Raw genomic sequence first — 24,929 nt, forward strand, 5'->3', positions numbered from 1 at the left:
TGCCCGCCCATTGGCCCGGGCCAACAATCGATCCCACCGCCGCAGCACAGACTGCGCGGTATTTGCGCTGTGTGAGGAACGTCTTAAATGAGCCACGTGTTGGAAGATCTGGTCGACCTGCTGACCCTGGAACCGATCGAAGAGAACCTGTTTCGCGGTCGCAGCCAGGACCTGGGGTTTCGCCAGTTGTTCGGCGGCCAGGTGCTCGGCCAATCCTTGTCGGCGGCCAGCCAGACCGTGGAAGAGGCGCGCCATGTGCATTCGTTGCATGGCTATTTCCTGCGTCCCGGTGACGCGGCCCTGCCGGTGGTGTACCAAGTGGACCGCGTGCGTGACGGCGGCAGTTTCAGCACCCGCCGAGTCACGGCGATCCAGAAGGGCCATCCTATCTTCACCTGCAGCGCCTCGTTCCAGTACGACGAACTGGGCTTCGAACACCAGGGCAGCATGCCGCAGGTGGTCGGGCCGGAAAACCTCCCGTCCGAGCTGGAGCTGACCCAGCAGCGTGCGCATCTGCTGCCCGAGCACATGCGCGAAAAGCTGCTGTGCCCCAAGCCGATCGAGGTGCGCCCGGTCACGGAAAAGGACCCTTACAATCCGCAGCCGGCCGATCCGATCAAATATGTGTGGTTCCGCGCCGATGGCGCCCTGGCGGACTCACCGGCCTTGCACAAGTACCTGCTGGCCTATGCTTCGGACTTCGGTCTGTTGACCACCTCGATGTTGCCTCATGGCAAGTCGGTCTGGCACAAGGACATGCAGGTCGCCAGCCTTGACCATGCCCTGTGGTTCCACGCCGACCTGCGGGCCGACGATTGGCTGCTTTACGCCATGGACAGCCCGTGGGCTGGCAACTCCCGTGGTTTTTCCCGGGGCAGCGTGTTCAATCGCGCCGGGCAACTGGTGGCCTCGGTGACCCAGGAAGGCCTGATTCGCCATCGCAAGGACTGGGCATGAGCCTGACCGATGTGCGGCACTGGGTGTTCGACATGGACGGTACGCTGACCATCGCCGTGCATGATTTCGCGGCGATCCGCGTGGCCCTGGCGATTCCGGCCGAGGAAGACATCCTGACTCACCTGGCGGCATTGCCGGCTGACGAGGCGGCGGCCAAGCATGCCTGGTTGCTCGAACACGAGCGCGACCTGGCCCTGGGCTCACGGCCCGCGCCGGGGGCGGTGGAGCTGGTCCGTGCCCTGGCGGAGCGCGGCGATCGGCTGGGTATCCTGACCCGCAACGCCCGCGAGCTGGCCCACGTTACGCTGGAGGCGATCGGCCTGGCCGATTGTTTCGCCGTGCAAGACGTCCTGGGCCGTGACGAAGCACCGCCCAAGCCGCATCCCGGCGGCCTGCTCAAGCTGGCCGAAGCCTGGAACGTGGCGCCCGATGCGCTGGTGATGGTCGGTGACTACCGCTTCGACCTGGACTGTGGTCGGGCCGCGGGGGCGCGGACGGTGCTGGTGAACCTGCCGGACAATCCATGGCCGGAACTGACGGATTGGCATGCGCAGGATTGTGTTGAGTTGCGGCGGATGCTGTTCGCTTGAGAGATAGTCGGCTGATAAATCGCTATCGCGAGCAGGCTCGCTCCCACAATAGATCGGTGAAGATCACAGAATCCATATCCACTGCAGATCCCCTGTGGAAGCGAGCTTGCTCGCGATAGGGCCCTACCATTCACTATAGAACTCACTGCCCGAACAACGCCCTGCGCCCCTCCAGCGAATTGAACATCCCGTCCCCATCATGCCCGACCCCGGGCACTTCGATCAGCCGTTGGTTCAGCCCCACCGGATGGCGCCGGGTCAGGTAGTCGAAGAAGAAATGCCCGCGCAGTAGCCGGTACGGGCCCTGAGTCTGGGCCTCACAGCTTTTATCCAGCGCCGGCTGCTCGGGGTCGACATCCTGTTGTCCCAGCAGATAGACGATGTCGCGTTTGACGTAGTTATCCTCCAACTGCTTCGGCGTTTGTCCGCCAGCGTAAGCGGGCAGCTTCTGCAGGCCATATTTCCAATCATTGAAGCCGGGGCAACCCGCCGCGTCGAACGCCATGGGCCGCTGGGCATCGAAGTAGGCATAGGACGACGGGTTGGCGATGACAAAGCGCGGGCTGATCCGGAACTGGCCGTGGGCGAGCAGGGCATAGCGCTGCACGACCTGGGCGCCACCGGAATGCCCGGCGATGACGATCTCCTTCACCTCGGGAAATTGCTGGACGTCGCTGACCCGCGCAATGATGTCGTCGAGCACCTGAAACGAGCTGACCGCGTTCGGCCCGGTGGATAAACCTCCGGCCATCCAGTCGTTGCCTTGCCAGCGCAACAGGTCGTTGGGCAACTGATGACGCGCCACGTCCTGCTGGTTGAGAAACTGCGGGGCAATGATCAGCGTCGTCGCCTGCTGACCGGCTTCGATGACGGCTTTCTCGGCGCTGTGCAGGTAGGTTTGGGCATTGCGCAGCCGACCATGGACGATGATCAGTACGCGCTGGATCGACGCCGGGGGCGGGCTGACGCCGACCACCAGGGCGCCGCCCTTGAGTTGCAGGCGCCCTTGGGCGACGACGTTGACGCCGTGCTCATCGGCCTGGGCAGTGGAGCACAACAGCACCAGTGCCAGCAATGCGCCCCACTTCATCTACAGGTTTTTCGCCGCGAAGGTGTCGCACTGGCTGACCTGACCCTGGGCGAAGCCGGTCTTGAACCAGCGCACCCGCTGTGCCGAGGTGCCGTGGGTAAAGGAGTCCGGCACTACCCGGCCCTGGCCCTGTTGCTGCAACCGGTCATCGCCAATGGCGTTGGCGGCGTTCAGGGCTTCCTCGATGTCGCCGGGTTCCAGCCAGTTCAGGCGTTTCTGCGCATGGTTGGCCCAGACGCCGGCCAGGCAGTCGGCCTGCAATTCCTGACGCACCAACAGGCCACCGTCGCCTTCCATTTGCCGGCCCTGTTGGCGCGCCTCCTGGATTTTCGCCGAGACCCCGAGCAGCGTCTGCACGTGGTGCCCGACTTCATGGGCGATGACGTAGGCCTGGGCGAAGTCCCCGGCGGCAGAGAAGCGTTGCGACATTTCCTTGAAGAAACTCATGTCCAGGTAGACCTGCCGGTCCGCCGGGCAGTAGAACGGGCCGGTGGCGGAGGAGGCCAGGCCACAGGCGGAATTGACCCGCCCGCTGAACAGCACCAGTTTCGGCTGCTGGTACTGGCGCCCGGCCTGCTGGAAGACCTGGCCCCAGGTGTCCTCGGTGTCACCCAGGATCGAGCGCACGAACTCGGCTTGTTCGTCGTTGGCCGGCGGTGCCTGGCGGGTCTGTGACGAGGCGGGGGCGGACTGGTCCATCTGTCCGGCCAGTTGCCCGAGAATCTGCATCGGGTCCTGGCCGGTGATCCAACCGATGCCGACGATCAGCAGGATGGCCGTGAGGCTCAATCCCTTGCCGCCGCCGAAGCGCATGCCGCCTGCGCCGCCCCCATCACCACGGGCGTCCACCACGTTGTCGCTGCGGCGACCTTTTTTCCATAGCATGTGGGAATCCTCTGAATGACCGGTGGGAAGGTGCTACTGCTGCCTTGAGTCTAGCGTCCGCAGGCCCAAGGTGCGCGCCATGCCTGAGCTTCAGGCAATCAAGCTGGATTTTGGTTCATCAACCGAGAGAAACGCATCGATCCTGCAATTGCTTTACGCTGCGCATCATTTGATTTTCGACATGGCTGCGAATCTTTCGTGGATGCCAGTCAAACTGAAACGGCCTTAGCGACGCGATGCGCTATCGCTTATTCGTCGCCAGCATGCTTTGCTTCCTACATCACGCAATACGGGATTCGTACATGACCGTCAGCACTCCGCTTTCCGGCGTCAATCAGGCTTTCAAAGGCATCCTGCTGATTCTGACCGCGACGTTCCTGTTTTCCAGTCACGATGCGATCTCCAAATACCTTTCGGGTTTCTACCCGATCATCATGGTGGTGTGGGCGCGTTACGTGGTGCATACGCTGCTGATGGCCGGGATTTTCCTGCCGCGTTCGGGCTTGCGGGTCCTGCGGACCAAGCGTCCGTTGTGGCAAGTGATCCGGGCACTGTGTCTGCTGGGCACCAGCCTGTTTTTCACCACGGCGCTGTTGTACATCCCGCTGGCGGAGGCCACGGCGGTGAACTTCCTGGCTCCGGTGCTGGTGACGGCGCTGTCGGTGCCGTTGCTGGGCGAGCGCGTCACGCGTGGGCAATGGATCGCGGTGATCTTCGGTTTCATCGGGGTGCTGATCATCGTCCACCCTGGTGGAGACCTGTTCACGCCAGCGGTGCTGTTGCCGTTCTGCTCGGCGCTGTTTTTCTGTTTCTACCAGTTGCTCACGCGCAAACTCAGCGAGATCGATAGTCCGACCACCAGCAACTTCTTCGCCGGTCTGTGCAATACCCTGGTGATGAGTGCCCTGGTGCCGTTCTTCTGGCAGGTGCCGAGCCTGACGCACGGCGCGATGATGCTGGCGCTGGGAGCTTGCGGAATGACTGCGCACCTGATGCTGACCCAGGCCTTCCGCTTCGCCGCCCCGGCGCTGCTCGCGCCGTTCGGCTATTGCCAGATCGTGTTTGCCGGGCTGTTGGGGTGGTTGCTGTTCAACCATACGCCGACACTGACCACGGTGGTCGGCATCGTGCTGATTTGCCTGAGCGGGTTGGCGGCGGCGTGGCAGCAACGCCGCAAGTAGCCGCCACACAGAATCCTTTTTGACCAGACAGTCCCCTGTGGCGAGGGAGCTTGCTCCCGCTGGGCTGCGAAGCGGCCCTCGCTTTTTTGCGATTGCTGCGCAATCGAGCGGGAGCAAGCTCCCTCGCCACGGGTGCCAATCAGTTTTCCAGGGTCGGAACCTTGCGCGGAGCCATGAAGTACAGCCAGATCAAGGCAGTGAAGTACATGGCCGGGATCAGCGTGAACAGCACGGTGTAGTTGTTGTTGGTCACGGTCAGGATGTGGCCCACCAACTGGGTCATGAACATCCCACCGATGGCCGCGCACATGCCGCCGAAGCCGAACACCGTGCTCATCATGTGTTTGGGCGTGTAGTCCATCACCAGACTCCAGATGTTCGCGGTCCAGGCCTGGTGCGCGCCGATGGCCAGGGAAATGGCGAACACCGCCATCCACAGGTTGCTGGCACCCGCGGCCAGGATCACGCCGACGATGCAGCAGGCGAACAACAGCATGGAAATCAGTCGTGCCTTGATCGGGTTGAGCCCGCGACCGATCAGGAATGAGGACAGGATCCCGCCGCCCACGCTGCCGAAGTCGGCGGTGAGGTAGATGATGATCAGCGGGATGCCCATCTGGGTCACGTTGATGCCCAGGTTGTATTGCTGGTTCAGGAACGGCGGCAGCCAATAGAGGTAGAACCAGAACACCGGCGCGGTGATCGAGTAGGCCAGGGCAAAGGCCCAGGTACCGCGCATGCGCAGGATCCGGGTGAAGGGCACGCGGGCCTGGTCCGGTTCGTCCTGAGCCTGGATGTACGCCAGCTCCGACGATTTGACGGTGGGGTGATCTTCCGGGTTGAAATATTTCAGCCCCCAGAACAGCAACCAGACCCCGCCCAGCGCGGCCATGCACAGGAACGCCGCCTGCCAGCCCCACACGTGCAGCACCAGCGGCAGCAGCATCGGGGTGAACATCGCACCGACGTTGGTGCCGGCGTTGAAAATGCCGGTGGCAACGGCGCGTTCGCCGGCCGGGAACCACAGCCGCGTGGTCTTCACGCAGGCCGGGTAGTTGGCGGCTTCGGTCAGGCCGAGAATGAAGCGGCAGACCATGAAGCCCACCGCCGAGGTCGCCAGGCCGTGGGCGCCGGTCGCCAGGCTCCAGAGCAGCACCGCGCAGAAGAACACCCGCTTGACGCCGATCCGGTCGATCAGCCGGCCTTGCAGCACGAAGCCGACGGCGTAGCCGACCTGGAACCAGAAGTTGATGTTGGCGTAGTCCATCGCCGTCCAGCTCATTTCCTTGGCGAGGATAGGCTGCATGACGCCCAGGGCGGCCCGGTCGATGTAGTTCAGGGTGGTGGCGAAGAACACCAGCGCGAGCATGCCCCAACGGGTCTTGCCCACGGCCAGGGCACCGCGGATCTTGTCGCGGATACCACCGGTCGTGACGCCCATGCCTGGGCTTAAGGGGGAACTTTGGGAAGGATTCATAGCGTTTACCCGTTTTGGAATTCTTATGGGGTGATCGGGGTTTTCATCCATCGATACCGGCGATCTGGCCTGCGTCAATGTGGAGCCGATGGTGCGCAGTGGACAAAAAATCGTCAATTCGGCATCCGGCATTCTGTTCGATAATCGCCCAGAAAACTAACTGGGTGGTACATATTAAATTGCCCAAAGAAACCGACAACCCAATAATCGGCTCAACCTAAAAAAACGGCGCACCAGCTATAGCCGATGCCTGTCCCGGGAGCCGAAGTCATGCAGCGTTCCATTGCCACCGTATCCTTGAGCGGCACCCTGCCGGAGAAGCTTGAGGCCATTGCCGCCGCCGGTTTCGACGGTGTGGAAATATTCGAGAATGACCTGCTTTACTACGACGGCAGCCCGCGGGAAATCCGCCAGATGTGCGCCGACCTGGACATCGCCATCACCTTGTTCCAGCCATTTCGCGACTTCGAGGGCTGCCGTCGCGATCGGCTGGCGCGCAACCTGGAGCGAGCCGAGCGTAAGTTCGACCTGATGCAGGAACTGGGCACCGATTTGGTGCTGGTGTGCAGCAATGCTGCGGCCGACAGCCTCGGAGATGAGCAGATACTGGTCGACGACCTGCGTTTACTGGCCGAGCGGGCCGGGGCGCGGGGCTTGCGCATCGGCTACGAGGCGTTGGCCTGGGGGCGGCACGTCAATACATATCAACAGGTCTGGAATATCGTGCGCCAGGCCGATCACCCCAGCCTCGGGGTGCTGCTCGACAGCTTCCACACCTTGTCCCTCAAGGGCGACCCAAGCGCCATTGCCGAGATTCCCGGCGACAAGATCTTCTTCGTGCAAATGGCCGACGCGCCGATTTTGGCGATGGATGTCCTTGAGTGGAGCCGGCATTTTCGCTGCTTCCCGGGCCAGGGCGAATTTGACTTGCCGGGTTTCCTCGCGCCGATCATCAAGAGCGGCTACACCGGGCCGCTGTCGCTGGAGATCTTCAACGACGGCTTCCGCGCCGCACCGCCACGGGCCAACGCCGCCGATGGTTTGCGCTCGTTGCTGTACCTGGAAGAAAAGACCCGCCAACGCCTGGCGCAGCAAGTGCCGTCCATCCCTGATGCCGACATCCTGTTCGCCACGCCGCCAGCCAGCGAATACAACGGTATCGAATTCCTGGAGTTCGCCGTGGACGATGACCTCGGCGCCAAGCTGGCCCATTGGCTGGAGCGGCTGGGGTTCGTCAAGGCCGGCCAGCATCGCTCCAAGAATGTGAGCCTGTTGCGTCAGGGCGACATCAACCTGATCCTCAACAGCGAACCGTACTCCTTCGCTCACAACTTTTTCGACGCCCATGGCCCGTCGTTGTGCGCCACGGCGTTGCGGGTAAAGGACAGCGCCAGCGCCCTGGCGCGGGCCGTGGCCTACAAGGGCCAGCCCTACCGCGGCCTGGTCGGGCCCAATGAGCTGGAACTGGCGGCGGTGCGTGCCCCGGATGGCAGTCTGATTTACCTGGTGGATCAGGACGCCGACGTTTATGGCACCGATTTCAACTTGCAGCCCGGCGCTGTCATCGGTGCCGGACTCAAGCGCATCGACCACATGGCGATGGCCTTGCCGGCCGACAGCCTCGACAGCTGGGTACTGTTCTACAAGAGCCTGCTGGATTTCGAGGCTGACGATGAAGTGGTATTGCCCGACCCGTATGGCCTGGTCAAAAGCCGTGCGCTGCGTAGCCGTTGCAGTTCGATCCGCCTGCCGTTGAACATTTCCGAAAACCGCAACACCGCGATCTCACACGCCCTGTCGAGTTATCGCGGTTCTGGCGTGCATCACATCGCTTTTGATTGCGATGATATTTTTGCCCAGGTCAGCCGCGCCAAGGAGGCCGGTGTGCCGTTGCTGGACATTCCGCTCAACTATTACGACGACCTGGCGGCGCGCTTCGATTTCGACGACGAGTTCCTCAGCGAGCTGGCCTACTTCAACGTGCTATACGACCGTGACGCCCAGGGCGGCGAGTTGTTTCATGTCTACACCGAGCCGTTCGAGGGGCGGTTTTTCTTCGAAATCATCCAGCGCAAGAACGGTTACGCCGGCTATGGCGCGGCCAACGTCGCGGTACGGCTGGCGGCCATGGCGAAATCCCGCAGCGGTGGCTTGCGACACGCCAAATTGTAGGGAAATCGTAACCGCGGCGGTAATGGGTGGTGCGGTGGCTTTCGTCGCCGCAAGGTGCGGCCCATAATCGCCAGTCTGTGCAGTGACGGCCGTGAGCCCGCAATGACTATGAATCCAGAGCTATCCGCCGTGCCCGACGCTCCTGTCGCCGCACCGCGCAAGAGTCGCAAGAACAACCCGCAGAAGACCCGGGAAAACATCCTCCAGGAAGCCATCGTCGAGTTCGTCCAGCAGGGCCTGGCCGGTGCCCGGGTCGACGCCATCGCCGAGCGCATCCACACCTCCAAGCGCATGATCTATTACTACTTCGGCAGCAAGGAGCAGTTGTATGTCGAGGTGTTGGAAAAACTCTACGGTGACATCCGCCACACCGAGAGTGCCCTGCACCTGGCCGAGCTTGCACCGATCGAGGCGATCCGGCGCCTGGTGGAGTTCACCTTTGACCACCATGACCGCAACGTGGATTTCGTGCGCATCGTCTGTATCGAAAACATCCACAACGCCGAATACGTCAAGCAATCCGCTGCGCTCAAGGCGATGACCAACACCATCCTCGACGCCCTGGGCGTTATCCTGCGCCGGGGCGTGGAAGAGGGCGTGTTCCGCGCCGGCCTCGAACCCTTGGATGTGCACTTGCTGATCAACTCGTTCAGTTTTTACCGGGTCTCCAACCGCCAGACGTTCGGCGAGATTTTCCAGATCGACCTGTCGGATGAAGAGGTCAAGCGGCGCCACCGCGAGATGATTTGTGAGTCGGTGTTGCGGTATCTACAAGCCTGAATAAACAGAATTTCCGGTGGGAAAACTTTCCTGTGGGAGCGAGCCTGCTCGCGATTGCGATGTGTCAGCAACATTAATGCAAGCTGATCGAACGCTATCGCGAGCAGGCTCGCTCCCACAGGGGGATCTTCCACAGGGGGATCTGCTCAGGATTTCAGTGATTCATGCTCTGGAAATGCCTGAGCATCCGCTGCGCATCCGGCGCCACGCCGCTGAACAGCTCAAACGCCTTCACCGCCTGGAACACCGCCATGTTGCCGCCGTCCAGCGTACGGCAGCCAAGTGCCCGGGCATTGCGCAGCAGTTCGGTTTCCAGCGGGAAATAGACGATTTCCGCGACCCACAACTCGCCCCGTAGCAATTCCACGGGTACCGGCGTACCCGGCAGTTTCGCCATGCCCATGGGCGTGGTGTTGACCAGGCCGTCGGTCTCGGCCATGGCGCTGCGCAAATCGTGTCCGGCCCTGGCGCGGCCTGCGCCGAAATGTTGGTTCAGATTGTTCGCCAATGCTTCGGCACGGCTGACCTCGACATCAAAAATGCTCAGCGTCTGTACGCCTTCTGCCAACAGCGCGTGGGCAACCGCCGCGCCGGCACCGCCAGCGCCCATCTGGACTACGTGTTTGCGGGAAACGTCACCCATGCCGCGACGAAAACCCTCGGCGAACCCCAGGCAATCGGTGTTGTGGCCGATGCGCTTGCCATCCTTGAACACCACGGTGTTCACCGCGCCGATGCCACGGGCCTCGGGTGACAGTTCATCGAGCAGCGGGATGATCGCCTGCTTGCAGGGAAAAGTAATGTTCAGCCCGGTGAAGCTCATGCGTTCGGCGGCGCTCAGCAGCTCGGGCAAGGCGCCGCTGTCGAGTTTCAGCGCGTCGAGGTCGATCAGCCGATAAAGGTAACGCATGCCTTGGGCATCGCCTTCGTGCTCATGCAGCGCAGGGGTGCGGGAGGCCTGGATACCGGCACCGATCAGCCCGGCGAGCACAGTGATATTCGACATGCTCATCAACCCTTCAACCGCTGACTGAAATGTTCCAGTGCAAGGCGATAGCCATGGCTGCCGAACCCGCACATCACGCCGATGGCGATGGAGGAGACAAAGGAGTGATGGCGGAAGGTTTCCCGGGCGTGGACGTTGGACAAGTGCACTTCGATCACCGGGACTTCGCTGGCGACCAGGGCGTCACGGATGGCCACCGAGGTGTGAGTCCAGGCCGCCGGGTTGATGACGATGCCGGCGCAACGGCCACGGGCACCGTGAATCCAGTCGATCAGTTCGCTTTCCTGGTTGGTCTGGCGAAACTCCACCGCCAAGCCGAGTTCTTCGGCCGTGCGACCGCACAGCGCCGAGATATCCGCCAGGGTTTCATGGCCGTAGGTCGCCGGTTCACGGGTGCCGAGCAAGTTGAGGTTCGGGCCGTTGAGCACCAGAACGATTGGAGGCATCGCAATTTCTCCCCATTTTTTGTTGTTGGCTTCGGCAGGTTTTCGCCGTGGGGATAAATTGTACTAGGCGGTTAATTTTTTCAAACGAAGCCGGCGGTGACGGGCAATAAGTGTTCGGTGATCGAACAGCCGCAACTTCCGGGGTCAAACCCGTCGCGAGGGAGCTTGCTCCCGCTGGGCTGCAAAGCAGCCCCGAGTCCTGTCACTCCGGTATCTCAGTTGAGTGAAGCTGAGTTTTGGGACTGCTGCGCAGTCCAGCGGGAGCAAGCTCCCTCGCCACGGTCTGAGATAGGTGGTGAGGGGCTTGGCTTAGCGCCGAGTCAGCAACACCCCGGATTCCATGTGATGGGTCCAGGGGAATTGATCGAACAAGGCGCAGCGGGTGATGCGGTGGGTGTCGTGCAGTTGCGCGATGTTGGCGGCGAGGGTTTCAGGGTTGCAGGAGATGTAGAGGATGTTTTCGAAGCGTCGGGTCAGCTCGCAGGTGTCCGGGTCCATGCCCGCACGGGGTGGGTCGACGAAGACGCTGCCGAAGTCGTAGCTTTTCAGATCCACGCCATGCAGGCGACGGAACGGCCGGACTTCATTCAGGGCCTCGGTCAGCTCTTCGGCGGACAGGCGCACGAGCGTGACGTTATCCACAGCGTTTTCGCTGAGGTTGCTCAGCGCGGCGTTCACCGAAGTCTTGCTGATTTCGGTTGCCAACACGTTGCGCACCCGGGTCGCCAGGGGCAGGGTGAAGTTGCCGTTGCCGCAGTACAGCTCCAGCAGGTCGTCGCTGCGATCACCCAGGGCGTCGTACGCCCAGTTCAGCATTTTCTGGTTCACCATACCGTTGGGCTGGGTGAACGCGCCTTCAGGCTGGCGATAGCTGAAGGTGCGGCCGCCGACGTCGAGTTTCTCCACCACGTAGTCGTGGCCGATCACTTCGCGCTTGCCTTTGGAGCGGCCAATGACATGCACGCCCAGGTCACTCGCCAGCTTCGCAGCCGCCGCCTGCCAATGCTCGTCCAGCGGGCGGTGATAACACAGAGTGATCATCGCATCGCCGGCCAGGGTGGTCAGGAATTCCACCTGGAACAGCTTGTGGCTCAGCGGCGCGCTGGCCTGCCAGGCGGCCTTGAGCTGCGGCATCAACTGGTTGATGCGCAGGCTGGCGATGGGAAACTCCTCGATCAGGATCGGCGTGCGCTTGTCGTCCTGGGAAAACATCGCGTAATGCCGCTCGCCGGCCTCGCGCCAGAGGCGGAATTCGGCGCGCAGGCGGAAGTTCGCAAGCGGCGAGTCGAACACCGTCGGCTCCGGTGCATCGAACGGAGCCAGCAGTTCACGCAGGCGAGTGACCTTGTCCTGGAGTTGGGCGGCGTAGGCCTGGGAATCGAAAGTCATGCGTTGAACCAACCCAACTTGATCACGAACAGGATCGACAGGATGACCAGCGCCGGGTTCAGCTCACGGCCACGGCCGGACACCAGCTTGATGGCGGTCCAGGCGATGAAACCGAAGGCGATGCCGTTGGCGATGGAATACGTGAACGGCATCGCCAGCGCGGTGATCACCACCGGCGCGGCGACGGTGATGTCGTCCCAGTCGATCTCCGCCAGGCCCGAGGTCATCAGCACCGCGACGAACAGCAGGGCCGGCGCGGTGGCGAAGGCCGGGACGCTGGCCGCCAGTGGCGAGAAGAACAGCGCCAGCAGGAACAGGATCGCCACGACGATGGCGGTCAGGCCGGTGCGGCCGCCGGCGCTGACGCCCGCCGCCGACTCGATGTAACTGGTGGTGGTCGAGGTGCCCAGCAGCGAACCGGCCATGGCGGCGGTGCTGTCGGCGATCAGTGCACGGCCCATCTTCGGCATGTGGCCGTCCTTGCCCATCAGCCCGGCGCGCTTGGCGACGCCGATCAGGGTGCCGGAGTTGTCGAACAGGTCGACGAACAGGAAGGCGAAGATCACGCTCACCAGGCCGATGTCCAGGGCGCCTTTGATGTCCAGTTGCAGGAAAGTCGGGGCCAGGGACGGTGGCGTGGAGACGATGCCGGCGAATGGAGTGAAGCCCATCAGGATCGAGACGATGGTCACCGCAAGGATGCCGATCAGCACCGCGCCGCGCACTTTCAGTGCTTCGAGGGCGACGATCAGCACGAAGCCGAGCGTTGCCAGTATCGGTGCCGGTTGTTTCAGGTCGCCGAGGCCGACCATGGTCGCCGGGTTCTTCACCACGATGCCGGCGTTACTCAGGGCGATCAGCGCCAGGAACAGGCCGATACCGGCGGCGATGGCCGAGCGCAGCGGCAACGGGATGCTGTTGATGATCCACTCGCGGATGCGGAAGATCGACAGCAGGAAGAACAGCACCGCGGAGACGAACACCGCGCCCAGCGCCACTTGCCACGTATGACCCATGTGCAGGACCACGGTGTAGGTGAAGAAGGCATTCAGGCCCATGCCCGGTGCGAGGGCGATCGGGTAGTTGGCGATCAGGCCCATGACCGTGGAGCCGATGGCCGCCGCCAGGCAGGTGGCGACGAACACTGCGCCCTTGTCCATGCCGGTCTCGCCGAGGATGCTCGGATTGACGAACAGGATATAGGCCATGGCCAGGAAGGTCGTGACGCCCGCCAGAATCTCGGTCCGCACGTTGGTGTCATGTGCCTTGAGTTGAAACAGCCTTTCCAGCATGTCTGCTCCCCGTGGCGCGCCGGGCGCCGTGAATGTATCGACCTCAACAGCAAAGCACAGGCCGCCAGCGGCGCCCGGGAATTTTCTGCGGGTCGGAAAAAGCCGCGCATCATACCAGCAGCGCGGCGATGTGGCTGCGATCCTCGTCGATGTTTTGCCAAAGCAACAAGTGGGCCATACTGCCCACCGTTTCCGGGAGATCTGAAGGTGGCGTATGACAGACAATTGGATGGCGGCGTTGGGCTGCGTGCTGGGCCTGTGGTTGTCGGCCACAACCGCCAGTGCCGCATCGGCGCCGCCGTTGAGCGAAGTCAAGGTGCTCAAGGTCGAATCGCCGGCCTGTGGCTTCGAGGACATTGCCCCGGGGCAAGCGCAGACCCGCTGCAATCACAGTGGCTCGAATATCAAGGTCTACGTGCTGGAGGTCGGCTATGGGCGCCAGCCGCATGTCACCCTGGATGGTTTCGAAGTCGACGGTACCCGCTCGCCGGTGTGCGCGTTCAGCAATGGCAATCTCAACGATTGTTCCACCCAAACCAAAATCGTCGGCTACCTGTATGTCTTCGACCTGAAGGGCAAGCAGGAAGGTACGTTCAGCTTCAGCAATGTCTCGATCAACGCACCGGGCAATCGGATGTCCACCGAGTTGTACATCAAGTGATGGGGTCTGCCTGACATCGACGCAGTCCGGTAAACGTGACTAGGCTTTGGGGTACACCCCAGCGGAGAGAGCCCATGATTCCCGGAACCAAGATCCCCCGAGCCCTGATTGCCGCCGCCGAAGGTGTCGACGACTTGCAGACCGTGACCCTGATCGATGTGCTGCGCCGGGCCCAGGTCGAAGTGGTGGTGGCGAGCATCGAAGGGCGGCGGATGCTCACCTGTGCCCGCGGCACGCGCCTGACCGCCGACGGCATGTTGGTGGACCTGTTGGCACAAGACTTCGACCTGATCGTCCTGCCTGGCGGCATCATCGGCGCCCAGCACCTGGCGGCGCATCAGCCGTTGCAGCAATTGATCAAGGACCAGGCCGCCGCCGGCCGCTTCTTCGCCGCCATCGCCGAAGCCCCGGCCCTGGCCTTGCAGGCGTTCGGCGTGCTGCGCCAACGACGCATGACCTGCCTTCCGGCGGTGAGCCAGCAGTTGGCCGGTTGCAGCTTCGTCGATCAACCTGTGGTGGTGGACGGCAACTGCATCACCGCCCAAGGCTCGGCCGCCGCCCTGGCGTTTGCCCTGACGCTGGTGGAGCAGCTCAGCGGTAAGGGCGTACGCAGTGTCGTGGCGGCGGAGTTGTTGGCCTGACGGACCTCAAGCGTGTAGTGGGAAGGGTTCGATCAGCGGTTGTTCGCGCTGCTCGGCTTGCCACAGATCGTAGTCGGTCTGGACGCCCAACCAGACCCTGGCCTTGCCGATCCCGGCACGCTCCAGGCGCACGGCCAGATCGGGGCTGATGGGCGCGTGACCGTGCAACACTCGGGAAAGATGAGGCCGGGCGAAGCCCAGATGTCGGGCCAGTTCGGTGACCGTGATGCCCAATTCGGGTAACACGTCCGTCAGCAATGTTTCGCCAGGGTGTGGCGGATTGTGCATGGGCATGTTCCAGCCTCCTGATCAGTGGTGGTCCAGATAATCGACCAGTTCGATATCGGATCCGATAAAACGGAAAATCATCCGCCAGTTTCCTGAGACGCTGAGCGACCAGTCATCGGTCAGCTCACCCCTGAGCGGATGCAATCGCCATCCAGGGATGTCCAGGTCGTGCGGAGCCTGCGCCCGATCCATGAACTGGAGCATGCGAGCCAGGCGTTTGCAATGGTCGGCCCGGATACCACGGGTTGAACCCGTTTCATAGAAGATCCTAAGGCCTTTGTGCTGGAAGGATTTAATCATGGAAACGAGTGTAAGGCGATACATTACACTGGATGCGGTATCTATGTACCGCACAGGCTCGACAAACCTGTGCTTTGCCTGATCGCCCGGTTTTTCCGAGACCTCGCAATCGCCTTGAACGCTCACCTCACCCTGAAGTCGTACCCCTTATGACGGCGGTTTCCCAAAACGCCGCGAGTACGACCAACCGTGAGGTGTTTATGAGCGCGACCCTGTCCGATGCGACGCAGGCGTCCTTCGTCCGTCATCCGATCCGTCTGACACTCAATGGTCAGATGCGCGAGTTGCAGGTCTTGCCCTGGACCACGTTACTGGACCTGCTGCGTGAGCAGCTGGACCTGGTGGGCAGCAAGAAGGGCTGCGATCACGGCCAGTGCGGCGCTTGCACGGTGCTGCGCGACGGCAAGCGGATCAATGCCTGCCTGACGCTGGCGGTGATGTGCGATGGCGCCCGGCTGACCACTGTCGAAGGGCTGGCCGACGGCGACCGGTTGCACCCCATACAGCAGGCGTTCATCCGGCACGACGCGTTCCAGTGCGGTTATTGCACGCCGGGGCAGATCTGTTCGGCGGTGGGCCTGGCCAACGAGGGCAGGGCCCGGACGCCTGGACAGATCAGCGAGTGGATGAGCGGCAACCTGTGCCGCTGCGGTGCCTACAACAACATTCGCGATGCCATCGAAGAAGCGCTGCCGCTCTGCCAGCAACCGTCGGAACAGGGAGATGACCGATGAACCCTTTCCAATACAGCAAGCCCGATACCGTGCAGGCGGCCGTCGAGCTGTCGAGCCCTGTGTCACGTTTCATCGCCGGCGGCACCAACCTGCTGGACCTGATGAAGGAAAACCTCACCCACCCTGAACACCTGATCGACATCACCGGACTGCCCTTGGCTGACCTCAGCGAAACCCCGTCCGGCGGAGTGATGATCGGCGCCTTGGTGAGCAATGCCGACCTGGCCTGGCATCCGTGGATCGAGCGGCGCTATCCGTTGCTGTCCCAGGCAATCCTGGCCGGCGCGTCGCCGCAGTTGCGCAATATGGCTAGTACCGGCGGCAACCTGCTGCAACGCACGCGTTGTTATTACTTCTATGACGCCAGCGTGCCGTGCAACAAACGCGAGCCCGGTAGTGGCTGCCCCGCCCGGGTTGGGTTGAACCGGATCCATGCGATTTTCGGCGCCAGCGAGCAATGCGTCGCGACGCATCCTTCGGATATGTGCGTGGCCCTGGCCGCCCTGGAGGCGGTGGTTCATGTGTTGGGGCGGGGCGGGGCGCGGACCATCGAATTCGCCGACTTTCATCGCCTGCCCGGCGATGCCCCGCAGCGAGACAACCAACTGGCCGACGATGAGTTGATCACCGGTATCGAGTTGCCCGCCGCTGGTTTCGCTGAACATAGTCATTACCTGAAGATCCGCGACCGAGCGTCCTACGCCTTTGCGTTGGTCTCCGTGGCGGCCGCGTTGGAACTCGATGGACCGGTGATCCGCCAGGCACGTCTGGTTCTTGGCGGTGTAGCACACAAGCCGTGGCGGGACCGGGCCGTGGAGAGCTGGCTGACCGGGCAGACCGTCAGCCGCGAGACCTTCACCACCGCCGCCGATGCGCTGTTGCAGAATGCCGAGCCGCTGGCGCACAACGGTTTCAAGGTCAGGCTGGCGCGCCGTGCGGTGATCCGCGCCTTGGGTGATGCGGCACTGTCGGGAGGGCAAGCCTGATGAACGTTTCAAGCAAAACCATAGGGCAGCCGCTGGACCGGGTCGACGGTCTGCTCAAGGTAACAGGCCAGGCCCGTTATGCCGCTGAATATCCCGAGGACGGCCTGCTGCATGGCAGCGTCGTGTCCGGCAGCGTCGCTCGCGGTCGCGTGCTGCGCATCGATGCCTCCCGCGCCTTGGCGTTGCCCGGTGTGATTGCGGTGATCGACCATACCAACCGGCCACGGATCGCCAGCTACGACGAACCCTACCAGGATGCCGACGCAGCGGACGGTTCGCCGTTCCGGCCGCTGTACAACGATCAGGTGCTCTACAGCGGCCAGCCTTTGGCCCTGGTGGTCGCGGAAAATCTTGAGCTGGCGCGCTATGCCGGTTCGCTGGTTGAAATCGAATACGAGGTTCAGGACCATCAGACCGATCTGACGATCCTGCAAAACGAAGCCCATCCGGCGCCGGCCGAATTGCCCAAGCCTCGTGGGAATTTTCAGGGCGAATACGCCAGTGCGGCGTTGAATGTGGATGTGTCCTACAGCACCCCCATCGAACACCACAACCCGATGGAGCCGCACGCTTCCACCGTGCTCTACCAGCCTGACGGCAGCCTGCACATCCACGACAAGACCCAGGGCACGCAGAACTGTCAGTCGTACATACAGAAAGTCTTCGGTCTTGAGAAAGAACAGGTGCGGGTGTTTGCCGCGTTTGTCGGCGGCGCCTTCGGTTCCGGCCTGCGGCCGCAATACCAGCTGCCGTTGGCGGTGATGGCGGCGCTGGCGCTCAAACGCTCGGTGCGGGTCAGCCTGACGCGCCAGCAGATGTTTACCTTCGGCTATCGTCCGCGGACCTTCCAGCACTTGCGCTTGGGCGCCGCGGCCAACGGGCGCTTGCTGGCGTTGGCCCACAGCGCCGTCGGCCAGACTTCGCGTTTCGAGGATTTCACCGAGCACGTGGTGGAGTGGAGTGGCATGCTCTATCACTGCGACAACGTGGAACTGACCTACAAGCTGGCGCCCTTGGACGTCTACACGCCGTTGGACATGCGCGCTCCCGGTGCCGCCCTCGGCTTGATCGGCCTGGAATGCGCCATGGACGAGCTAGCGTGCGCGTTGGCGATCGATCCGGTTCAACTGCGCTTGATCAATTACGCCGAACGCAACGAGAACGAAGGCAAGCCGTATTCCAGCAAGGCGCTGCGCGAATGCTACGCCGAAGGCGTACTTCGCTTTGGCTGGGACAAGCGCAACCCGGAACCGCGCAGCATGCGTGAAGGCCGGCAACTGGTGGGTTGGGGCATGGCCGGCGGTGTGTGGGAGGCCATGCAGCAAAAGGCCAGTGCCCGCGCCTCATTGGATGCGAACGGCAAGCTCACGGTCAGCAGTGCTACGACCGACATCGGCACTGGCACTTACACAGTCATGACCCAGATCGCCGCCGAGGCGTCAGGCGTTTCCCTTGAGAACGTGACCTTTGTCCTCGGTGATTCATCCTTGCCGACTGCGCCCTTGCAGGGCGGATCGTTCACTGTTTCCTCCGTGGGCACCGCCGTGCAGCAGGCCTGCGAGGCCTTGAAGGAAAAGCTGTTGGCCGTGGCCCGGCAGACTTGCCCGGCCTTTAGCGGTGCGACCATCGAGCAAGTGACCTTCGCCGATGGCCAACTACGCCTGGGCGAGGCCAGTGTGGCGTTGGCCGAGCTGGCGCAAAACAGCGGGGAGACGCCCTTGCAGGCTGAGGTCACGGCCGGACCGGACGACAAACGCCAAGCCTACGCCACTGCCACACACTCGGCGGTGTTCGTCGAGGTCCGCGTGGATGAAGACCTCGGCACCGTGAAGGTTCATCGGGTGGTCAGCGCTATCGCTGCCGGACGAGTGATCAATCCCAAGACCGCCCGCAGCCAGATCCTCGGCGGCGTAGTGTGGGGCATCGGCATGGCTCTGCACGAAGAAACGCTGACCGATCATGGCCTGGGTCGGCACATGAACCACAACCTGGCCGAGTACCATGTGCCGGTCAACGCTGACATTGGCGAAATCGAGGTGATTTTCGTCGAGGAACACGACGAGATCGTCAACGCGCTGGGGTCCAAGGGCGTGGGTGAAATCGGCATCGTCGGGGTGGCGGCAGCGGTAGCGAATGCGATTTACCATGCCACCGGCAAGCGGGTGCGGGAGTTTCCCATCACCCTCGACAAGTTGCTTTAGGCTTGTAGGAAAAGTGCCTGCGCGACGATCATGCTGCGTTGAAAACAGGCTCGGAATGCTCATTTACAACCAGTAAACTCCGCTTCCTCGCCTGTTTTCGCCTTGCCTGATCGCCGCTCGGCGACTTTTCATACAACCCTAGGCTTTCGTCGCTTCCGGCGCCTCGTGCACCGGCTCATGCATCCGGTCGCGGTTGGCCAGGGTCGGGAACAGCTTGATCCAGACCCCGGTCACCAGCAGCGTGCCGATCCCGCCCATGACCACCGCCGGCACGGTGCCGAACCAGTGGGCGGTGAGGCCGGACTCGAACTCGCCCAGCTGGTTCGACGCGCCAATGAACAGGCCATTCACCGCGCTGACCCGCCCGCGCATTTCATCCGGTGTTTCCAATTGCACGAACGAGGCGCGGATCACCATGCTGATCATGTCCGCCGCGCCCAGCACCACCAGCACCGCCAGTGAGAACCAGAACGAAGTGGAGAGGCCGAAGGCAATGGTGGCGACGCCGAACACACCCACGGCGGTGAACATCACCCGACCCACCTTGCGCTCCACGGCGAACCGCGCCAACCACAGCGACATCAACAAGGCCCCGACCGCCGGCGCCGAGCGCAACAGGCCCAGGCCCCAGGGACCGGTCAGCAGGATGTCCTTGGCGAACACCGGCAGCAGCGCTGTGGCGCCGCCGAGCAGTACCGCGAACAGGTCCAAGGAGATCGCCCCGAGAATGTCTGGGCGGCTGCGGATGAAGCGAATCCCGGCGAGCAACGAGTCCAGGGTCGCCTTGCCTTTGTTCAACGGGGTTTGCCGGGCCGGCAGGTTGAGCATCAGGCAACAGGCAATGACATAGAGCAGCACAGTCGGTCCATAGACCCAGACGCTGCCGAAGGCATAGAGCAGTCCGCCGAGTGCCGGGGCGACGATGGTGGCCGATTGCTGGGCCGATTGCGCGGCGGCCACCGCCCTGGGAAACAGCGCGGCGGGCACGATACTCGGCAGCAGCGCCTGGGTGGTCGGCATCTCGAAGGAGCGGGCCGCGCCCAGCAAAAACGCGAGGATGAAGATCATTTCCCGGGTGACCTGATCGGTGGCGCTGCCGATCACCAGCGCCAGGGCAATTAACGCCTGCAACGACTGGCAGATCGCCGCGACCTTGCGCCGGTCATAACGGTCGGCGACGTGCCCGGTGTGGAGCATGAACAGCACGCGCGGCGCGAACTCCACCAGGCCGACGAGGCCGAGGTCCAGCACGTTGCCGGTCAGTTGATAGAGGTTCCAGCCAATGGCCACGGTGAGCATCTGGAAGCCGCTGGCGGTGAAGATCCGCGCCAGCCAGAAGGCAATGAAAGGGCGGTGGTGACGGAGCAGCAACGGCGCTTGGCTGGGCATCTATGATGGGTCCGGTGATGAAGGCATCGAGATTATCACCGAGCTGTAACCAAGAGGTACGACCACTGGAAAAATAGTTAGCCAAACATCGATATCCGGTGTTCCGCATACTTGGGCCAGGGAGCTTGCTCCCGCCGGGCTGCGTAGCGGACTTGAAATCTTGCGACTGCTGAGCAGTCGAGCGGGAGCAAGCTCCCTCGCCACAGGTGCGCGTGCCATTGACCGGTAACCGCACTGAGACAACCTGTCACGCGACAAAAGACCACGCCGTTCATCGGCAATAATCCGACTACTCTTTACGCATTGCTTGACCCAGATCAATTCCCTTTTGGGCGCTGAACTGGCGGCCATCCGGCCAGCATCCTGCGTGGTAACGGTTTTAAAAAGAACGATTTGAAAAGCATTGCACTCCATATCACTGGGGCCGTGATGCAGGCCCCACCCGCAGCCGGTTTTACCTGACAGAGGAAGACTTATGTTCGGTTTGGAGGCGCTCGATCTCGCCCGAATCCAGTTCGCGTTCACCATCTCGTTCCACATCCTGTTCCCGGCCATCACCATTGGCCTGGCGAGTTACCTGGCGGTGCTCGAGGGCCTGTGGCTCAAGACCCGCGATGACACCTACCGCGATCTGTACCATTTCTGGTCGAAGATCTTCGCCGTCAACTTCGGCATGGGCGTGGTCTCCGGGTTGGTGATGGCTTATCAGTTCGGCACCAACTGGAGTCGCTTCTCGGACTTCGCCGGCGCGGTCACCGGGCCGCTGCTGACTTACGAAGTGCTCACGGCGTTCTTCCTCGAAGCCGGTTTCCTCGGTGTGATGCTGTTCGGCTGGAATCGCGTCGGTCGCGGCCTGCACTTCTTTTCCACGGTCATGGTGGCGATCGGCACCTTGATCTCGACCTTCTGGATCCTGTCTTCCAACAGTTGGATGCAGACCCCCCAAGGCTATGAAATCGTAGATGGCCGGGTGATACCGGTGGACTGGTTGGCGGTGGTGTTCAACCCCTCGTTCCCGTATCGCCTGCTGCACATGTCCACCGCAGCGTTCGTTGCCACGGCGTTCTTCGTCGGCTCGTCGGCAGCCTGGCATTTGCTGCGCGGGCGTGACAACCCGGCCGTTCGCCGCATGCTGTCGATGGCGATGTGGATGGCCTTGATCGTCGCGCCGATACAGGCCGTGATCGGCGATTTCCACGGTCTCAATACCCTCAAGCATCAACCGGCGAAAATCGCCGCCATCGAAGGCCACTGGGAAAACGTCGGCAATGAGCCGACCCCGTTGATCCTGTTCGGGCTGCCGGACATGCAGGCCGAGAAGACCCGCTTCGCCGTGGAAATTCCTTACCTGGGCAGCCTGATCCTGACCCACAGCCTGGACAAGCAGGTGCCGGCCCTCAAGGAATTCCCACCTGAAGACCGGCCCAATTCGACCATCGTGTTCTGGTCGTTCCGGGTCATGGTCGGCCTCGGGCTGCTGATGATTTTCACCGGCCTGTGCAGCTTGTGGCTGCGCCGCAACGACCGGATCTTCCAGTCCCGACCGTTCCTGCACCTGGTGCTGTGGATGGGGCCGTCCGGGCTGATCGCGATCCTGGCCGGCTGGTTCACCACGGAAATCGGCCGCCAGCCCTGGGTCGTCTATGGCCTGATGCGCACGGCCGACGCGTCGTCCGGCCACAGCCTCGCCCAGATGAGCATCACCCTGGTGCTGTTCGTGGTGGTGTATTTCGCGCTGTTCGGCGCCGGCCTGAGCTACATGATGCGCCTGGTGCGCAAGGGGCCGGTGGCCCACGAGGCCGAGCCGACCGATGGCGGTCCGGGCCAGAAACGCACCCCGGCCCGTCCATTGTCGGCCGCCAACGAAGGCGACGACGAAGCCGACCACAACGACCGCTCGAACAAGGGGAATTGAGCCATGGGTATTGATCTTCCGCTGATCTGGGCCGTGGTCATCATCTTCGGCATCATGATGTACGTGATCATGGACGGCTTCGACCTGGGGATCGGCATTCTCTTCCCCTTCGTCAAGGGCGAGCGCGACCGCGATGTGATGATGAACACCGTGGCGCCAGTCTGGGACGGTAACGAGACCTGGCTGGTGCTGGGCGGTGCCGGCCTGTTCGGGGCGTTCCCGCTGGCCTATTCGGTGGTGCTGTCGGCGCTGTACCTGCCGCTGATCCTGATGCTCATCGGCCTGATCTTCCGGGGCGTGGCCTTTGAGTTCCGGTTCAAGGCCAAGGCCGAGAAACGCCACCTCTGGGACAAGGCGTTCATCGGCGGTTCGCTGACGGCCACGTTCTTCCAGGGCGTTGCGCTGGGGGCGTTTATCGATGGCTTCGAGGTGGTCAATCGCCAGTATGCTGGCGGATCCCTGGACTGGTTCACGCCGTTCACGGTGTTCTGCGGCCTGGCACTGATTGCCGCCTATGCGTTGCTCGGCTGTACCTGGCTGATCATGAAAACCGAGGGCAAGTTGCAGGAGCAGATGCATGACCTGGCACGACCCCTGGCATTCGCGGTGCTGGCGGTGATCGGGATTGTCAGCATCTGGACGCCACTGGCCCATGCTGACATTGCGGCGCGCTGGTTCACCCTGCCCAACCTGTTCTGGTTCCTGCCGGTGCCGATCCTGGTGCTGGTGACCATGTACGGGTTGTTCCGGGCGGTGGCCCGCAACGCCAACTACACACCATTCATTTTGACCCTGGTGCTGATCTTCCTTGGCTACAGTGGCCTGGGCATCAGCCTGTGGCCGAACATCGTGCCGCCGTCGATCTCGATCTGGGACGCCTCGTCGCCGCCCCAGAGCCAGGGCTTCATGCTGGTCGGGACCTTGTTCATCATCCCGCTGATCCTGGTGTACACCTTCTGGAGCTACTACGTGTTTCGCGGCAAGGTGACCCACGATGACGGTTACCACTGATCCACTGCGAGGCGATGAACATGGCCAAACCTGATCTGAAAGACATAGAGGCCGCCGAACGAAAACCGCTCTGGCAACGGCTCGGCTGGCTGGCGGCGATCTGGGCCGGCAGTGTCCTGGCGTTGTTCGTAGTCGCCAGCCTGATGCGGATGTTCATGAACGCCGCCGGCCTGACCACCCACTGATTTCCCATCCCGTTGCCTTGCGGCACGGTTTCAACCCTCCGAAAGGAGGGTTTTTTACAGTGGAAAGATTACTTGCGAGCTATTTACTTGCGAGCTTTGAGGATCACGAATTTCGGGGTCGAGGCCACTTGCTCGACGCCCCGGAACAGCCGCGCCAGCTTGCTGTGATAGCCCAGGTGCCGGTTGCCGACGATGTACAGCGCACCACCCACCACCAGCGCTTCGCGGGCCTGCTGGAACATGCGCCAGGCCAGGAAGTCGCCCACCACTTGCTGCTGATGGAAGGGTGGATTGCAAAGCACCACGTCCAATGATTGCGAGGGTTGCCCGGCCAGGCCATCGCCGGCACGGACCGTCACTTCGCGTTTGCCGAGGGCCGCCCGCCAGTTTTCAGCGGCCGATTGCACGGCCATGTAGGACTCGTCCACCAACGTGTAGTGGGCCTCGGGATTGTGCAGGGCGCTGGCAATTGCCAGTACGCCGTTACCGCAACCCAGGTCCGCGACCCGGGCCTGGCCCAGGTTTTTCGGCAGGTGCGGCAGGAATGCGCGGGTGCCGATGTCCAGCCCTTCGCGACAGAACACGTTGGCGTGATTGAGCAGCTCGATTTTCGGCTCGTCCAGCCAATAGCGGGTCGGGTAGGGCGATACGGCCCGTGTCACGACGGCCGGGGTCGCAATCAACAACCGGGCTTTCTTCACCGCCAGGGACGCCTGCACGGGGCCGATGTAGCGTGCCAACAGGTCTCCGGCGGCCCGGGGCAGATGTTTGATCATCGCGGCGGCTATCACTTGGGCCCCTGGCGCCAGTTGGCCTTGCAGACGGATAAGCTGTTCCTCGAGCAGGGCCAGGGTCTTGGGCACCTTGATCAAGACCCGGTCGAACGGGCCGGTCAGCGGCTCGCTCGCTGGCAATGTCGGGACCGCGTCGAAAGGCTGGCCGTTGCGCACCAGGTTCTTCTCCAGCGCTTGCAGCGCCAGGAACGAATCGCCGCTGCTGAGCACCGCCACCTTGCCGGCCAGGCTCGCTGCAAGGGCGCCGAAGCCGTCGTTGAGAACCAGCACCCGGGTTTGCGGGGCGGGTTGTTGTTCGGCCAGGTACGCGAGCAGGTATTCGTCGGCCGCATCGAAGGCTTGCAACGGTTCGTTCTGCTGTTCGGGCTGGCGGATCAGGTCGAGTCGGGCGAAGGGGCTGTCAAGCAAGGGCATGGCTGGGGGCTCTGGAGATCAACGAAAGTCCCGCGGCCTGGATGGAGGTGTCTGTGCGGGACCGCTTGAATGAACTGCGTCGCGTACAAGCAGCGTCATCATTCAAGTGGAGCCGTAAATGGTACGTTCTTTTTCTGCACATTAC

Annotated in this window: 25 protein-coding genes; 14 read left to right on the plus strand and 11 right to left on the minus strand. The window is 62.5% G+C overall.

Annotated elements, in window-relative coordinates; genetic code table 11:
* Window positions 1-87 precede the first annotated feature (87 nt).
* Both tesB and ACLEJR_RS20215 read left to right on the plus strand, forming a co-directional pair.
* Window positions 88-957, plus strand: coding sequence for an acyl-CoA thioesterase II (tesB, locus tag ACLEJR_RS20210; protein ID WP_440816014.1), 870 nt, complete (start codon window positions 88-90; stop codon window positions 955-957).
* Window positions 954-1,547 carry an HAD family hydrolase gene (locus tag ACLEJR_RS20215; protein WP_440798654.1) on the plus strand — a complete coding sequence of 198 codons (594 nt, stop codon included), beginning with the start codon at window positions 954-956 and terminating at the stop codon, window positions 1,545-1,547. Before tesB ends, ACLEJR_RS20215 begins: the two co-directional genes overlap by 4 nt.
* 142 nt (window positions 1,548-1,689) lie before the next feature.
* On the opposite strand, the gene ACLEJR_RS20220 is transcribed toward ACLEJR_RS20215, so the two are convergent.
* On the minus strand, window positions 1,690-2,637 hold the full coding sequence (locus ACLEJR_RS20220; protein WP_440816015.1) for an alpha/beta hydrolase: 948 nt from the start codon (window positions 2,635-2,637) through the stop codon (window positions 1,690-1,692).
* Window positions 2,638-3,522, minus strand: a complete 885-nt coding sequence (gene ypfJ, locus ACLEJR_RS20225; RefSeq protein WP_440798650.1) for a KPN_02809 family neutral zinc metallopeptidase — start codon at window positions 3,520-3,522, stop codon at window positions 2,638-2,640.
* Between the two features lie 79 nt (window positions 3,523-3,601).
* On the opposite strand from ypfJ, the gene ACLEJR_RS20230 reads away from it, so the two are divergent.
* Window positions 3,602-3,751, plus strand: coding sequence for a hypothetical protein (locus tag ACLEJR_RS20230; RefSeq protein WP_440798648.1), 150 nt, complete (start codon window positions 3,602-3,604; stop codon window positions 3,749-3,751).
* 73 nt (window positions 3,752-3,824) lie between these two features.
* A complete protein-coding gene (locus ACLEJR_RS20235) occupies window positions 3,825-4,703 on the plus strand; it encodes a DMT family transporter (RefSeq protein ID WP_440798646.1) in 879 nt (292 codons plus the stop codon).
* A 139-nt stretch (window positions 4,704-4,842) separates the two neighbouring features.
* On the opposite strand, the gene ACLEJR_RS20240 is transcribed toward ACLEJR_RS20235, so the two are convergent.
* On the minus strand, window positions 4,843-6,144 hold the full coding sequence (locus ACLEJR_RS20240) for an MFS transporter (protein WP_440816017.1): 1,302 nt from the start codon (window positions 6,142-6,144) through the stop codon (window positions 4,843-4,845).
* Between the two features lie 306 nt (window positions 6,145-6,450).
* Here ACLEJR_RS20240 and quiC point away from each other — a divergent pair, with 306 nt between their 5' ends.
* Together quiC and ACLEJR_RS20250 are read left to right on the plus strand one after the other, a co-directional pair.
* Window positions 6,451-8,352 carry a 3-dehydroshikimate dehydratase QuiC gene (gene quiC, locus ACLEJR_RS20245; protein ID WP_440816019.1) on the plus strand — a complete coding sequence of 634 codons (1,902 nt, stop codon included), beginning with the start codon at window positions 6,451-6,453 and terminating at the stop codon, window positions 8,350-8,352.
* Between the two features lie 102 nt (window positions 8,353-8,454).
* A complete protein-coding gene (locus tag ACLEJR_RS20250) occupies window positions 8,455-9,132 on the plus strand; it encodes a TetR/AcrR family transcriptional regulator (RefSeq protein ID WP_440798640.1) in 678 nt (225 codons plus the stop codon).
* Window positions 9,133-9,286: 154 nt separating this feature from the next.
* On the opposite strand, the gene ACLEJR_RS20255 is transcribed toward ACLEJR_RS20250, so the two are convergent.
* The 4 genes from ACLEJR_RS20255 to ACLEJR_RS20270 form a co-directional block, all read right to left on the minus strand.
* A complete protein-coding gene (locus tag ACLEJR_RS20255; RefSeq protein WP_440816022.1) occupies window positions 9,287-10,138 on the minus strand; it encodes a shikimate dehydrogenase in 852 nt (283 codons plus the stop codon).
* Window positions 10,139-10,143: 5 nt separating this feature from the next.
* Window positions 10,144-10,584: a type II 3-dehydroquinate dehydratase gene (aroQ, locus tag ACLEJR_RS20260; RefSeq protein WP_245139699.1), complete on the minus strand. Its 441-nt coding sequence runs from the start codon at window positions 10,582-10,584 to the stop codon at window positions 10,144-10,146.
* 309 nt (window positions 10,585-10,893) lie between these two features.
* Window positions 10,894-11,973, minus strand: coding sequence for a tRNA (uridine(54)-C5)-methyltransferase TrmA (gene trmA / locus ACLEJR_RS20265; RefSeq protein ID WP_440798636.1), 1,080 nt, complete (start codon window positions 11,971-11,973; stop codon window positions 10,894-10,896).
* Window positions 11,970-13,265, minus strand: coding sequence for an NCS2 family permease (locus ACLEJR_RS20270; protein ID WP_245139705.1), 1,296 nt, complete (start codon window positions 13,263-13,265; stop codon window positions 11,970-11,972). Before ACLEJR_RS20270 ends, trmA begins: the two co-directional genes overlap by 4 nt.
* 214 nt (window positions 13,266-13,479) lie before the next feature.
* On the opposite strand from ACLEJR_RS20270, the gene ACLEJR_RS20275 reads away from it, so the two are divergent.
* Both ACLEJR_RS20275 and ACLEJR_RS20280 read left to right on the plus strand, forming a co-directional pair.
* On the plus strand, window positions 13,480-13,926 hold the full coding sequence (locus ACLEJR_RS20275; RefSeq protein WP_440798634.1) for a DUF4879 domain-containing protein: 447 nt from the start codon (window positions 13,480-13,482) through the stop codon (window positions 13,924-13,926).
* A 74-nt stretch (window positions 13,927-14,000) separates the two neighbouring features.
* Window positions 14,001-14,567, plus strand: coding sequence for a DJ-1 family glyoxalase III (locus ACLEJR_RS20280; protein ID WP_440798632.1), 567 nt, complete (start codon window positions 14,001-14,003; stop codon window positions 14,565-14,567).
* Window positions 14,568-14,573: 6 nt separating this feature from the next.
* Here ACLEJR_RS20280 and ACLEJR_RS20285 read toward each other — a convergent pair whose 3' ends face one another.
* Both ACLEJR_RS20285 and ACLEJR_RS20290 read right to left on the minus strand, forming a co-directional pair.
* Window positions 14,574-14,861 carry a HigA family addiction module antitoxin gene (locus ACLEJR_RS20285; protein WP_440798630.1) on the minus strand — a complete coding sequence of 96 codons (288 nt, stop codon included), beginning with the start codon at window positions 14,859-14,861 and terminating at the stop codon, window positions 14,574-14,576.
* A gap of 15 nt (window positions 14,862-14,876) precedes the next feature.
* Window positions 14,877-15,155 (minus strand): type II toxin-antitoxin system RelE/ParE family toxin, encoded by a 279-nt coding sequence (locus ACLEJR_RS20290; RefSeq protein WP_440816042.1) that lies wholly within the window; start codon window positions 15,153-15,155, stop codon window positions 14,877-14,879.
* Between the two features lie 200 nt (window positions 15,156-15,355).
* On the opposite strand from ACLEJR_RS20290, the gene ACLEJR_RS20295 reads away from it, so the two are divergent.
* The 3 genes from ACLEJR_RS20295 to ACLEJR_RS20305 are packed head-to-tail and all read left to right on the plus strand — an operon-like array spanning window position 15,356 to window position 19,076.
* Window positions 15,356-15,889: a (2Fe-2S)-binding protein gene (locus ACLEJR_RS20295; RefSeq protein ID WP_440798628.1), complete on the plus strand. Its 534-nt coding sequence runs from the start codon at window positions 15,356-15,358 to the stop codon at window positions 15,887-15,889.
* Window positions 15,886-16,875, plus strand: a complete 990-nt coding sequence (locus ACLEJR_RS20300; protein ID WP_440816024.1) for an FAD binding domain-containing protein — start codon at window positions 15,886-15,888, stop codon at window positions 16,873-16,875. Before ACLEJR_RS20295 ends, ACLEJR_RS20300 begins: the two co-directional genes overlap by 4 nt.
* Window positions 16,875-19,076 (plus strand): xanthine dehydrogenase family protein molybdopterin-binding subunit, encoded by a 2,202-nt coding sequence (locus ACLEJR_RS20305; protein WP_440816027.1) that lies wholly within the window; start codon window positions 16,875-16,877, stop codon window positions 19,074-19,076. The genes ACLEJR_RS20300 and ACLEJR_RS20305 overlap by 1 nt, the downstream gene beginning before the upstream one ends.
* A 138-nt stretch (window positions 19,077-19,214) precedes the next feature.
* Here the strand turns inward: ACLEJR_RS20305 and ACLEJR_RS20310 are convergent, their stop codons facing one another.
* The gene (locus tag ACLEJR_RS20310; RefSeq protein ID WP_440816029.1) at window positions 19,215-20,465 is read right to left on the minus strand and encodes an MFS transporter; all 1,251 of its coding nucleotides are present in this window, start codon (window positions 20,463-20,465) and stop codon (window positions 19,215-19,217) included.
* 475 nt (window positions 20,466-20,940) lie between these two features.
* Between ACLEJR_RS20310 and ACLEJR_RS20315 the strand changes: the two genes are divergently transcribed.
* The 3 genes from ACLEJR_RS20315 to ACLEJR_RS20325 are packed head-to-tail and all read left to right on the plus strand — an operon-like array spanning window position 20,941 to window position 23,576.
* On the plus strand, window positions 20,941-22,380 hold the full coding sequence (locus ACLEJR_RS20315; protein WP_440798620.1) for a cytochrome ubiquinol oxidase subunit I: 1,440 nt from the start codon (window positions 20,941-20,943) through the stop codon (window positions 22,378-22,380).
* A gap of 3 nt (window positions 22,381-22,383) precedes the next feature.
* Window positions 22,384-23,391: a cytochrome d ubiquinol oxidase subunit II gene (cydB, locus tag ACLEJR_RS20320; protein ID WP_440816032.1), complete on the plus strand. Its 1,008-nt coding sequence runs from the start codon at window positions 22,384-22,386 to the stop codon at window positions 23,389-23,391.
* Window positions 23,392-23,405: 14 nt separating this feature from the next.
* Entirely contained in the window at window positions 23,406-23,576 is a 171-nt protein-coding gene (locus tag ACLEJR_RS20325) for a DUF2474 domain-containing protein (RefSeq protein ID WP_440798616.1), read from the plus strand.
* An 83-nt stretch (window positions 23,577-23,659) separates the two neighbouring features.
* Here the strand turns inward: ACLEJR_RS20325 and ACLEJR_RS20330 are convergent, their stop codons facing one another.
* Window positions 23,660-24,784, minus strand: a complete 1,125-nt coding sequence (locus ACLEJR_RS20330) for a methyltransferase (protein ID WP_440816034.1) — start codon at window positions 24,782-24,784, stop codon at window positions 23,660-23,662.
* Between the last annotated feature and the right edge of the window lie 145 nt (window positions 24,785-24,929).

The sequence above is a fragment of the Pseudomonas sp. SMN5 genome (assembly GCF_052041925.1).
GTDB lineage: Bacteria > Pseudomonadota > Gammaproteobacteria > Pseudomonadales > Pseudomonadaceae > Aquipseudomonas.

What these genes read in the sequence shown, in the direction of transcription:
- tesB (WP_440816014.1), top strand. Translation starts at nt 88, where the DNA reads ATGAGCCACGTGTTGGAAGATCTGGTCGACCTGCTGACCCTGGAACCG.
- ACLEJR_RS20215 (WP_440798654.1), top strand. Translation starts at nt 954, where the DNA reads ATGAGCCTGACCGATGTGCGGCACTGGGTGTTCGACATGGACGGTACG.
- ACLEJR_RS20220 (WP_440816015.1), bottom strand. Translation starts at nt 2,637, where the DNA reads ATGAAGTGGGGCGCATTGCTGGCACTGGTGCTGTTGTGCTCCACTGCC.
- ypfJ (WP_440798650.1), bottom strand. Translation starts at nt 3,522, where the DNA reads ATGCTATGGAAAAAAGGTCGCCGCAGCGACAACGTGGTGGACGCCCGT.
- ACLEJR_RS20230 (WP_440798648.1), top strand. Translation starts at nt 3,602, where the DNA reads ATGCCTGAGCTTCAGGCAATCAAGCTGGATTTTGGTTCATCAACCGAG.
- ACLEJR_RS20235 (WP_440798646.1), top strand. Translation starts at nt 3,825, where the DNA reads ATGACCGTCAGCACTCCGCTTTCCGGCGTCAATCAGGCTTTCAAAGGC.
- ACLEJR_RS20240 (WP_440816017.1), bottom strand. Translation starts at nt 6,144, where the DNA reads ATGGGCGTCACGACCGGTGGTATCCGCGACAAGATCCGCGGTGCCCTG.
- quiC (WP_440816019.1), top strand. Translation starts at nt 6,451, where the DNA reads ATGCAGCGTTCCATTGCCACCGTATCCTTGAGCGGCACCCTGCCGGAG.
- ACLEJR_RS20250 (WP_440798640.1), top strand. Translation starts at nt 8,455, where the DNA reads ATGACTATGAATCCAGAGCTATCCGCCGTGCCCGACGCTCCTGTCGCC.
- ACLEJR_RS20255 (WP_440816022.1), bottom strand. Translation starts at nt 10,138, where the DNA reads ATGTCGAATATCACTGTGCTCGCCGGGCTGATCGGTGCCGGTATCCAG.
- aroQ (WP_245139699.1), bottom strand. Translation starts at nt 10,584, where the DNA reads ATGCCTCCAATCGTTCTGGTGCTCAACGGCCCGAACCTCAACTTGCTC.
- trmA (WP_440798636.1), bottom strand. Translation starts at nt 11,973, where the DNA reads ATGACTTTCGATTCCCAGGCCTACGCCGCCCAACTCCAGGACAAGGTC.
- ACLEJR_RS20270 (WP_245139705.1), bottom strand. Translation starts at nt 13,265, where the DNA reads ATGCTGGAAAGGCTGTTTCAACTCAAGGCACATGACACCAACGTGCGG.
- ACLEJR_RS20275 (WP_440798634.1), top strand. Translation starts at nt 13,480, where the DNA reads ATGACAGACAATTGGATGGCGGCGTTGGGCTGCGTGCTGGGCCTGTGG.
- ACLEJR_RS20280 (WP_440798632.1), top strand. Translation starts at nt 14,001, where the DNA reads ATGATTCCCGGAACCAAGATCCCCCGAGCCCTGATTGCCGCCGCCGAA.
- ACLEJR_RS20285 (WP_440798630.1), bottom strand. Translation starts at nt 14,861, where the DNA reads ATGCCCATGCACAATCCGCCACACCCTGGCGAAACATTGCTGACGGAC.
- ACLEJR_RS20290 (WP_440816042.1), bottom strand. Translation starts at nt 15,155, where the DNA reads ATGATTAAATCCTTCCAGCACAAAGGCCTTAGGATCTTCTATGAAACG.
- ACLEJR_RS20295 (WP_440798628.1), top strand. Translation starts at nt 15,356, where the DNA reads ATGAGCGCGACCCTGTCCGATGCGACGCAGGCGTCCTTCGTCCGTCAT.
- ACLEJR_RS20300 (WP_440816024.1), top strand. Translation starts at nt 15,886, where the DNA reads ATGAACCCTTTCCAATACAGCAAGCCCGATACCGTGCAGGCGGCCGTC.
- ACLEJR_RS20305 (WP_440816027.1), top strand. Translation starts at nt 16,875, where the DNA reads ATGAACGTTTCAAGCAAAACCATAGGGCAGCCGCTGGACCGGGTCGAC.
- ACLEJR_RS20310 (WP_440816029.1), bottom strand. Translation starts at nt 20,465, where the DNA reads ATGCCCAGCCAAGCGCCGTTGCTGCTCCGTCACCACCGCCCTTTCATT.
- ACLEJR_RS20315 (WP_440798620.1), top strand. Translation starts at nt 20,941, where the DNA reads ATGTTCGGTTTGGAGGCGCTCGATCTCGCCCGAATCCAGTTCGCGTTC.
- cydB (WP_440816032.1), top strand. Translation starts at nt 22,384, where the DNA reads ATGGGTATTGATCTTCCGCTGATCTGGGCCGTGGTCATCATCTTCGGC.
- ACLEJR_RS20325 (WP_440798616.1), top strand. Translation starts at nt 23,406, where the DNA reads ATGAACATGGCCAAACCTGATCTGAAAGACATAGAGGCCGCCGAACGA.
- ACLEJR_RS20330 (WP_440816034.1), bottom strand. Translation starts at nt 24,784, where the DNA reads ATGCCCTTGCTTGACAGCCCCTTCGCCCGACTCGACCTGATCCGCCAG.